8 protein-coding genes and 1 pseudogene are annotated in these 8679 nt (G+C 69.1%); 4 read left to right on the plus strand and 5 right to left on the minus strand.

Going from position 1 to position 8679, the window contains the following annotated elements; genetic code table 11:
• Positions 1-1610, plus strand: a pseudogene (locus ACTICP_RS15050) (glycosyltransferase); the annotation flags it as partial.
• Entirely contained in the window at positions 1607-2977 is a 1371-nt protein-coding gene (locus ACTICP_RS15055; RefSeq protein ID WP_441893743.1) for a DUF5719 family protein, read from the plus strand. The pseudogene ACTICP_RS15050 and the gene ACTICP_RS15055, both read left to right, overlap by 4 nt.
• Here ACTICP_RS15055 and ACTICP_RS15060 read toward each other — a convergent pair.
• A complete protein-coding gene (locus tag ACTICP_RS15060) occupies positions 2968-3399 on the minus strand; it encodes a hypothetical protein (protein ID WP_441893745.1) in 432 nt (143 codons plus the stop codon). The genes ACTICP_RS15055 and ACTICP_RS15060 overlap by 10 nt on opposite strands.
• Before the next feature lie 66 nt (positions 3400-3465).
• Between ACTICP_RS15060 and ACTICP_RS15065 the strand changes: the two genes are divergently transcribed.
• Positions 3466-3672 carry a DUF3499 family protein gene (locus ACTICP_RS15065; protein ID WP_441893747.1) on the plus strand — a complete coding sequence of 69 codons (207 nt, stop codon included), beginning with the start codon at positions 3466-3468 and terminating at the stop codon, positions 3670-3672.
• 7 nt (positions 3673-3679) lie between these two features.
• Here ACTICP_RS15065 and ACTICP_RS15070 read toward each other — a convergent pair whose 3' ends face one another.
• The gene (locus ACTICP_RS15070) at positions 3680-4489 is read right to left on the minus strand and encodes an RDD family protein (protein WP_441893749.1); all 810 of its coding nucleotides are present in this window, start codon (positions 4487-4489) and stop codon (positions 3680-3682) included.
• A 16-nt stretch (positions 4490-4505) separates the two neighbouring features.
• Between ACTICP_RS15070 and ACTICP_RS15075 the strand changes: the two genes are divergently transcribed.
• A complete protein-coding gene (locus tag ACTICP_RS15075) occupies positions 4506-5498 on the plus strand; it encodes a stage II sporulation protein M (RefSeq protein ID WP_441893751.1) in 993 nt (330 codons plus the stop codon).
• Between the two features lie 57 nt (positions 5499-5555).
• Here the strand turns inward: ACTICP_RS15075 and aqpZ are convergent, their stop codons facing one another.
• The 3 genes from aqpZ to ACTICP_RS15090 form a co-directional block, all read right to left on the minus strand.
• The gene (gene aqpZ, locus ACTICP_RS15080) at positions 5556-6320 is read right to left on the minus strand and encodes an aquaporin Z (protein WP_441893753.1); all 765 of its coding nucleotides are present in this window, start codon (positions 6318-6320) and stop codon (positions 5556-5558) included.
• Between the two features lie 118 nt (positions 6321-6438).
• Positions 6439-7938 (minus strand): catalase, encoded by a 1500-nt coding sequence (locus ACTICP_RS15085; RefSeq protein ID WP_441893755.1) that lies wholly within the window; start codon positions 7936-7938, stop codon positions 6439-6441.
• A gap of 1 nt (position 7939) precedes the next feature.
• On the minus strand, positions 7940-8368 hold the full coding sequence (locus tag ACTICP_RS15090) for a Fur family transcriptional regulator (protein WP_441893757.1): 429 nt from the start codon (positions 8366-8368) through the stop codon (positions 7940-7942).
• Between the last annotated feature and the right edge of the window lie 311 nt (positions 8369-8679).

The following is an 8679-nucleotide window of genomic DNA, read 5'->3' on the forward strand; positions in this document are numbered from 1 at the left end:
TGATCGAGGGACGCCCCGCAGCCGTGCTGCTGCATCTGCTGCTGCCCTGGCTGTTCCATACGGCCGTCGTCGCTCATCGGTCGTGGGGCGCCGCCGGCGCAGCATCCATCGTCCTGGCCGCGACGCTCGCCTGCGCACCGTCTCTCGCGCCCGCCATCGGTGTGCTGTGGCTGTTGGCGATCATCATCGTCCTCTCGCGCGGGTGGTTCCACGGTGCGGCTCGGCTGCTCTGGATGCTCGCACCGACCGCCGCGCTGTTCGCGCCGCTCGTGTTCTGGCAGATTCAGCGCGGCAACATCTGGGCCGTGTTCGCCGACCCCGGCCTCGCCTGGGCAGGACCACAGGTGGCCGCCGACGCGGCGGGCCGTCTGCTGCTCGCTTCGGGCTTCCCCACCGCCGACCTCGCGGGATGGACGGGGGTGCTCGACCCGGCTGTCGCCGCGTGGGCTCCGCTGCTGATCGCGCCCATCGCCCTGCTCGCCCTCGCGGCCGCCGTCGCGCCGCGCTGGGGTGCCGGGGTCACCCTGCTCGGCGTCACCATGACCGGGCTCGTCACGGCCTTCCTCGCCGTCGGTGTGACTGTCACCTTCGCGCAGGGCACGCCGGTCGAGATCTGGCCGGGATCCGGACTGAGCCTCGCGTGGGTCGGCCTCGTCGGCGCCGCACTTGTCGCCCTCGACACGGCCATCACGATGCCGCGACTGCGCGTCGTGGCTGTGACGGTCGCCGGCCTCGCCCTCGCCGTCTGCGCCGTGCCCGCCCTCACCGCGCTGCACACCGACCGGACCGCACTGACGAACGGTCCCGAGAGCACGCTGCCGGCGTACGTCGCAGCCGAGGCGCGCGGCGACCAGGATGTCGCGACGCTGGTGCTCACCCCGCAGAACGACGGCGGACTCGCCGTCGACGTGGCCTGGGGGCCATCGGCGACGCTCGGCACGCAGACCACGATGCTGAACACGGCGATCGAGCCCCAGGGCGTCGACGTCAGCACCCTCGCCGTCGACCTGCTCTCACCGCGCACGTTCGATGCCGCGGCCGAACTCTCCGGCCACGGCATCCTGTTCGTCCTGCTCGACCGGGTAGACGCCGACGAGTCCGCTGCCGCCCGCGCGTTCCGCGTGGAGGCGATCACGGCCCTCGATCAACGATCCGGATTCGTGCAGGTCGGCGAAACCGATAAGGGAGTGCTCTGGCGGCTCGAGACCGAGCCCGCCGAGCGGGAAGGCCTCACGCGCGCCGAGGCTGGTACGAGCAGCACGATCACCGCGATCCAGCTCATCGTGCTGATGGCGGCTCTGCTGCTCGCTATCCCGACACGCGCTTCCCGCCGCGCTGCTCGCGCCCACTCGCGCATCATCGGCCGATCGCCGGAGGAGCCCCTCATCCTGCCGCGCAGACGCGACGAGCCACTGGACGAGCACCTCGAGGAGGAGCCCGAGCCCGAGCCGGAGCCGGATGAGTCGGCGCCCGTCGACGACGAGCCGGCGCCCGTTGACGACGAGCAGGAAGCTGACTCCGTAGAAGACGCTCCCGAGCCCGTCGAGGATGCACCTGAGCCCGCAGAGGACGCACCCGAGACCCCAGACGCCCCCGAGGAGGAGCGATGATCCAGAAGCGCGCGATCCGGGTCGTCGCCACCGGAGCACGACTGCTCGCCGGCGTCGTCATCGCCGTCGCCTGCGTGGCCGGTGTCGTGGCTGCTGTCGCTCTGCCGTGGCCGGGCGTGGCGACCACCCCGGCCCAGGAATCGGTGACCCCCGCGGCCGGAGACACCACGCTCGTGTGCACGGGCGACTTCCGTGCCGTCGGGCGCAACTCGCAGGATGCCGCGCAGCAGTTCTCCGCCGGAATTCCCGGCCTCACGGTCGACAGCACCGGTCCGCGCGAGGACTCCACGCTCACGGTTCCTGAGCTGGGCGACAGCGGCGGCCCGCAGCGCCTCGTCGGCAGTGCCGAGGAGGGCGGTGCGGGGCTGATCGCCGCCGCCGAGTCGATCTCACTGGCAGAAGAGGATCTCTCGGGCCTTGCCGCCTCCGCGTGCCGTGAGGCGCGCACGGAGTCCTGGCTGGTCGGCGGAGCCGTCGAGACCGGTACGAGCGACCTCGTCATCCTTTCCAACCCCGGCGATGTCACCGCCACCGTGACGCTGACGGTCTTCGGGCTCGAAGAGACCTCCAGCACCGTCGTCCTCCCCGCCGGAACCCAGCAGTCCGTGCCGCTCGCATCGATCGCGGCCGGTTCGCAGGCGCCCGTGGTCCGGGTGACCACGGAGGGCGCGCCCGTGCGCGCCGTGCTGCAGTCCTCGCTCATCCGCACCCTCGATCCGTCCGGCATCGACCTGCAGGACACCGCCGGCAGCCCCGCGAACGAGATCGCTTTCGCAGGAGTGCAGGTGCTGAAGTCGAGCGAGGACACCCCGCTCACCGCGCTCAGACTGATGGCGACCGAGCAGGAGACCCCGGTGCACGTCACCGTGCGCTCGGGAGATTCCGTCGTGATGGAGACGGACGCGCCGCTCGAGGCCGCAACGCCGACCGAGATCAGCCTCGAAGAACTCGACCCCGGTGTGTACAGCATCGACGTGGAGGCCGAGGCATCCGTTGTCGGCGCGGTCAGGCAGACGACGCGCGCGGGGGCGGCGAGCGACTTCGCGTGGATGACGTCCGCCCCGAATATCCGCGGCGAGGTCCTCACGGCGATTCCCGAGGGGCCTGACCCCCGGCTCCACCTCGTGAACCCCGGCGATTCCGACGCGACGGTGACGCTCGAGTCGACCTCCGGCGGCAAGGCCAAGGAGATCAGCATCCCGGCCGGAGACGACGCGGTCGTGGACGTCAAGCAGGACACCACCTACGCCATCCGAGCGGATGAGAACGTCCGTGTCGCAGTCATGCTCTCCGGCAGGGACAAGCTCGCGGGGTGGCCCGTGTGGCCGGGAGCTGCGGCTCAGGAGCCGATCACCGTCTACCCCTGAACGTCGGGTCCGAACTCCCACGGATCCTTGCCGACGTACTCGGCGGCGGCACGGAAGACGGCGCTCTCGATCGCGATGCGGCGGTGCATGCCGTCGTCGTGCCCGGGCGGCAGTAGGCGCTCGATCGGAATCCGGAACAGTACGATCCGCCGCTGCTGCCGGTCGAGATGCCAGCGAGGGATGCCGTCGGCATCCGCCGTCATCGGCAGGGCGCCGATCTCGAAACGCACCTCCTCCAGCTCCGGCCAGGTGCCGCGGAGGAACTCGACAGCCGTCCCGATCGTCGCATCGAACCGGTCGATCCGACCGTCGAGAGGCGGAAGCGGGGGGCGCACGACTTCGCTGCGCCCCAGGCGCCCGTGACGCCCGTGGCGAGCACCACGACGAGGCACGATGGCGCGAGCGGTGCGGCGGCGAGGCATGACGAAAGTCTAGGCGCTCCGCGCGGCATCCCGGCTCGGACGGTGCCGCGGCCTACGCTGACACAGATGGACGGACGACTCTGCTCGAAGGTGACCTGCGCACGCGAAGCCGTGGCGACTCTCACGTTCGACTACGGCGATCAGATGGCAGCGCTCGGCCCGCTCGGCGGCACCGACCATCCCCACGCGCACGATCTCTGCGCGCAGCACGCCGAACGGCTCTCGGTTCCGGCGGGTTGGATCGTCGTCCGCCACGAGGCGCTCCGCGCCTGAACCGGCTCTAGACTCCGACCCGCCGTCCGGTCAGCTTCTCTGCCCGCGCGTCGGCGATCGCCAGTGCGCGCCGCTCCCGCTCGCGCCGCAGCACCGTGATCGCGATGAGCAGCTGCTCGGGGTGGGCTGTCGGCCGCGGTGAGATGTAGGCGGCCGACTCTGTCACGAGGTCGTGCGCCACCCGCGCGCGTGCGGGCGGTGACATCCGCTCGGCATGCTGCAGGAACTGCGAGATGCGCCGCGCCAGGCGGTCCGGCATCCGGGCGACATCGGCGATCTGCGCCCAGCCCGCCAGCGCGGGCGGCATCACCGGGATGAGCGGGGCGAGCCTCGGGGTGCGCACCCGCTGGCTGTACGTTCCGGCCACGAGATCCCCGAGCCGCTGCGACCGGGCGGTGAAGGCGCCGGAGAGGAGCGCGATGGCACCGAAGGTGATGTAGACCTCGAGCACGCCGATCAGCGCACGGATGAACGCGTGCCGGAACCCCGCGGCACCGCCGTCGAGGCGCACGATCCGTCCGCCGACGGCGAGCTTGCCGAGGCTCCGCCCGCGCAGGGAGAGTTCGACGACGATCGGCACGATGACGAAGCACACCACGAGGGCTGCGACGTTGAGGATGCCGTCGATCGAGCCGTCGACGATTCCGGTCGACAGCAGCCAGGTCCGCAGCCACAGGAACAGCAGGAACAGCACCCACCCGACGATCATGTCGATGAGCGCGCCGAGGGCGCGCATGAAGAAGCCGAGCGGCTGCACATCGATCGCGACCGCTTCGCCGGTGAGAACCTCGTCGGCAGTGTCGATCGGCGTGGACATAGGTACAGTAAATCAGGTGGATGCTGATGCTCTCGCCGATGCGCGCCGCGCCGAGTGGGAACGACTGGAAGAACTCAGTCGCGCCCGGCTGGATGGCGACGGCGTCGATGAGCTGATCGTGCGGTATCGCGCGGCATCCGCTGATCTCGCCGAGCTGAAGACCTCGGTCGGCGACTCGCCGCAGGGCGCGTACGTGTCGTCGGTGCTGTCCAAGGCGCGATTGCGGCTGACCGGAGCATCCGACAGCATCCTCACCCAGCTCGCCCGGTTCTTCGCCGATCAGCTGCCAGCGGCGCTGTACCGACTGCGCTGGACGACGCTCGTGATCGCACTGGTGTTCATCGCCATCACCGCCGGCGTCGCGGCGTGGATCGCCGGGGATCCGGCACTTGTTGCCGCACTGGGACCGGCCGACTTCCTCGAGCAGTACGCGGAAGAGAGCTTCACCGAGTACTACACCGAGAACCCCGCGGCGGTGTTCGCGGGCATGGTCTGGACGAACAACGCCTGGATCGCCGCGCAGTGCGTACTGTTCGGCGTCACCGGAATCTGGCCGGTCTACGTGATCGTGCAGAACGCGTACGGGCTCGGCGTCTCTGCCGCTGTGATGACCGCCCACGACCGTCTCGACGTGATGGTGCTGTACATCCTGCCGCACGGGATGCTCGAGATGACGAGTATCTTCGTCGCTGCTGCCGCCGGTCTCCACCTGTTCTGGGCGTGGGTCGCCCCGGGGCACCGGACGCGGGGTGCCGCCCTCGCCGCGGAGGGCCGTGCGCTCGCCACCGTCGCGATCGGGCTGATCTTCGCGCTGTTCCTGTCGGGGCTGGTGGAGGGTTTCGTCACCGGCTGGTCACTGCCCTGGCCGATCAAGATCGGGATCGGGGCTGCGGCGCTGGGCGTCTTCCTCGTGTACATGCTGCTGGTTGGGCGCCGGGCGTACCGGCGCGGTGAGCGCGGAGACCTCCTCGAGTACGAGGCGGGCACCCCGCAGCTCACCGCCGGCTGAGCGACGCTCAGCCGTTCCACCGTCGGTCGTTGAGCGACGAAACCGCCACCCCGCTCGTCAGATCTTCTTCGTGCCGTCCAGCATCCCGCGATAGGCGTATCCGGCGATCAGCGCGCCGACGAGGGGGAAGACGATGAACACCCACAGCTGCGAGAGCGGGCCGACACCGCCGTAGATCGCCGCGGCGATCGAGCGCGCCGGGTTCACCGAGGTGTTGTCCACCGGGATGCTGATCAGGTGGATGAGGGTCAGCGTCAGACCGATCGCCAGCCCCGCGAACGGCGTCGGACGCAGCTTGTGCGTCGTGCCGAGGATCACGAACAGGAACACTGCGGTGAGGACGACCTCGATGATGATCGCCGCCCACATGCCGAAGCCGCCGGGGGAGTGCTCGCCCCAGCCGTTGCTGGCGAAACCGGCATCCTGGGCGGTGGTGAGCCAGCCGTCGGGACCGAACAGTCCGATCAGCACGAGGATCGTGGTCGCGATCAGGCCGCCGACGACCTGGGCGATGATGTATCCCGGCACGTCGCGCCAGGGCAGTCGGCCGGCCGCGGCGAGGCCGAGGCTGACGGCGGGGTTGAAGTGTCCGCCGGAGATCGGACCGAAGGCGTAGACGCCGACGACGACCGTGAGACCGAAGGCGAAGGCGATGGCGACGTAGACCGCGGAACCGGAGCCCGGGTCGGTGAAGTGATTGGAAGCGAACAGAGCGGTGCCCACGCCGCCGAGCACCAGCAGGAAGGTGCCGAGGGCCTCGGCGGTGAGTTTTGCTCCAGTGGACGGTGTCGGAGGTACTGCTGCGGCGAGCGATTCGCTCATGATCTTCCCTCTCATCGGTTCGATCCGAAGACGATCGAATTCACCGAAATGATAGTGGGGCCGGGTGCCGCAGCACCCGACCCCACGCACGAATCAACGATTCGAGGGAATCAGCGGATCACTCGCCGACGCCCACCGGGTCTGCCGAGGCATCCGCGGTGCTCAGCGCCAGCTCGCGCACCTTGTCGGCCGTGGCCTGGTCGACCTGACCCCAGTACCAGAAGAAGCGCTCCTGGATGGCGGGGACGGTGAGGGCCTGGTACTGGCCGGCGAGCGTCTCGATGAAGCGCTGGCGCTCCTCATCGCTGAAGACCTCGGTGACCAGCGTGCGGGCCTGACCGAAGTCGTCATCCTCGGCGTGCAGGGTTGCGGCGCTGCGGATGAGGGCGCCGTCAGACTCCCAGCTCGCCTCGACACCGCGCTGCGGGTCGGCCTCGGGGCCGCCGGCGGTGCCATACGAGTTCGGGGTGTAGACCCGGTGCTCGGCGGTGTTGAAGTGGTACTGCATGTTGCCCTCATGCATGTAGTTGCTCACCTCAGCGGCGTGCGGCTGGTTCACCGGCAGCTGGTTGTAGTTCGTGCCGATGCGGTGACGCTGCGCGTCGGGGTACGAGAACACGCGAGCCATCAGCATCTTGTCGGGGGAGATGCCGGTGCCTGGTACCTGGTTTCCGGGCGAGAAGGCTGCCTGCTCGATCTGGGCGAAGAAGTTCTGCGGGTTGCGGTTCAGCGTGAAGGTGCCGACCTTGATGCGCGGGTAGTCCTTCTTCGACCAGACCTTGGTGAGGTCGAACGGGTTGAACCGGTAGTCCTTGGCCTCGTCGTACGGCATGACCTGCACGTAGACGTCCCACGACGGGTTCTCGCCGCGCTCGATCGCCTCGTAGAGGTCGCGACGGTAGTAGTCGGCGTCCTCTCCGGCGATGCGCTCGGCCTCGTCGGCGAACATCGGCTCGACGCCCTGCTGGGTGAGGAAGTGGTACTGCACCCAGAAGCGCTCGCCGGCGGCGTTGACCCACTGGTAGGTGTGCGAGCCGTAGCCGTTCATGTGGCGCCACGAGCGCGGCAGACCCCGGTCGCCCATGACGTAGGACACCTGGTGGGCCGACTCGGGGGAGAGGGTCCAGAAGTCCCACTGCATGTCGGCGTCGCGCAGTGCGGAGCCGGTGAGGCGCTTCTGCGAGTGGATGAAGTCGGGGAACTTCATGCCGTCGCGCAGGAAGAACGTCGGGGTGTTGTTGCCGACGATGTCGAGGTTGCCCTCGGTCGTGTAGAAGCGCAGCGAGAAGCCGCGCACGTCGCGCCAGGTGTCGGGGGAGCCCTGCTCACCGGCGACGGACGAGAAGCGGATCAGCGTCTCACTCTTCGCACCGGGCTGGAAGACGGCCGCACGGGTGTACTGCGAGACGTCCTCGGTGACGACGAACTCACCGAACGCGCCGCCGCCCTTGGCGTGCGGGTTGCGCTCCGGCACGCGCTCGCGGTTGAACGAGGCGAGCTTCTCGACCAGGTAGCGGTCGTGCAGAGCGGTGATGCCGTCAGCACCGTTCGTCAGCGAGTGTGCATCGCTGGCAACGGGCGTGCCGGTCTGGGTGGTCGTGAAAGTCTTGTCTGTCATTTCACTTCTTCCTTTCGCAGTCGGAACAGATGGCTCGGTAGGTCACAGAGGCTTCGATGATCCGCATCCCGTGATCGTGGGACGGATGCATGCAGGGCGCTTCGCCGACGGCACAGGCGACGTCTTCGACGCGGCCGCACTCGATGCACTGCAGGTGGTGGTGGTTGTCGAACTCGTGCTGCACCTCGTAGAGGGCGCTCGCGGCATCGGGCAGGCTCACCCGGCGCACGATGCCGGCGCCGGTGAGGTCGCCCAGGATGCCGTGGACGGTAGGCAGTGCCACGCCGCTCAGCTTCTCGCGAAGCGCGGAGAAGACGGACTCGGCCGAGGCGTGCGGGCGGTCCGCGAGTGCGTCGAGCACGGCGACCCGCTGAACCGTGACGCGCAGCCCGGCGCCGCGCAGGCGTTCGGGAGCTTCGACGGTTGACATGGCTCCAGTCTAACCGTGTTCTGAACTATTCACAAAAAGGAATCGCTCAGTTTAAGCTCGCGGCCACCTCCCGTTCAGGTCGCGAATCTTGCCGGTCTGCGGGCGGCTGAGCGGCGGCATTTGCGACCCGAACGTCCGGATTGGGGCTGTCAGCGACGGAGCGCGCGACGGATGCGGGTGAGCAGCTCCTCGGGCTTCGCAAACAGCTCGCTGGTCACTTCGATCACGGTCCAGCCGGCCGCGCGCAGGGCTGCGATCCGCTCGACGTCCGCGGCATAGTTCGAGGCGTGGATGAGCCCGTGATACTCGAT

The organism is Microbacterium sp. (genome assembly GCF_052102115.1).
Taxonomy (GTDB): Bacteria; Actinomycetota; Actinomycetes; order Actinomycetales; family Microbacteriaceae; genus Microbacterium.

What these genes read in the sequence shown, in the direction of transcription:
- ACTICP_RS15055 (WP_441893743.1), top strand. Translation starts at nt 1,607, where the DNA reads ATGATCCAGAAGCGCGCGATCCGGGTCGTCGCCACCGGAGCACGACTG.
- ACTICP_RS15060 (WP_441893745.1), bottom strand. Translation starts at nt 3,399, where the DNA reads ATGCCTCGCCGCCGCACCGCTCGCGCCATCGTGCCTCGTCGTGGTGCT.
- ACTICP_RS15065 (WP_441893747.1), top strand. Translation starts at nt 3,466, where the DNA reads ATGGACGGACGACTCTGCTCGAAGGTGACCTGCGCACGCGAAGCCGTG.
- ACTICP_RS15070 (WP_441893749.1), bottom strand. Translation starts at nt 4,489, where the DNA reads ATGTCCACGCCGATCGACACTGCCGACGAGGTTCTCACCGGCGAAGCG.
- aqpZ (WP_441893753.1), bottom strand. Translation starts at nt 6,320, where the DNA reads ATGAGCGAATCGCTCGCCGCAGCAGTACCTCCGACACCGTCCACTGGA.
- ACTICP_RS15085 (WP_441893755.1), bottom strand. Translation starts at nt 7,938, where the DNA reads ATGACAGACAAGACTTTCACGACCACCCAGACCGGCACGCCCGTTGCC.
- ACTICP_RS15090 (WP_441893757.1), bottom strand. Translation starts at nt 8,368, where the DNA reads ATGTCAACCGTCGAAGCTCCCGAACGCCTGCGCGGCGCCGGGCTGCGC.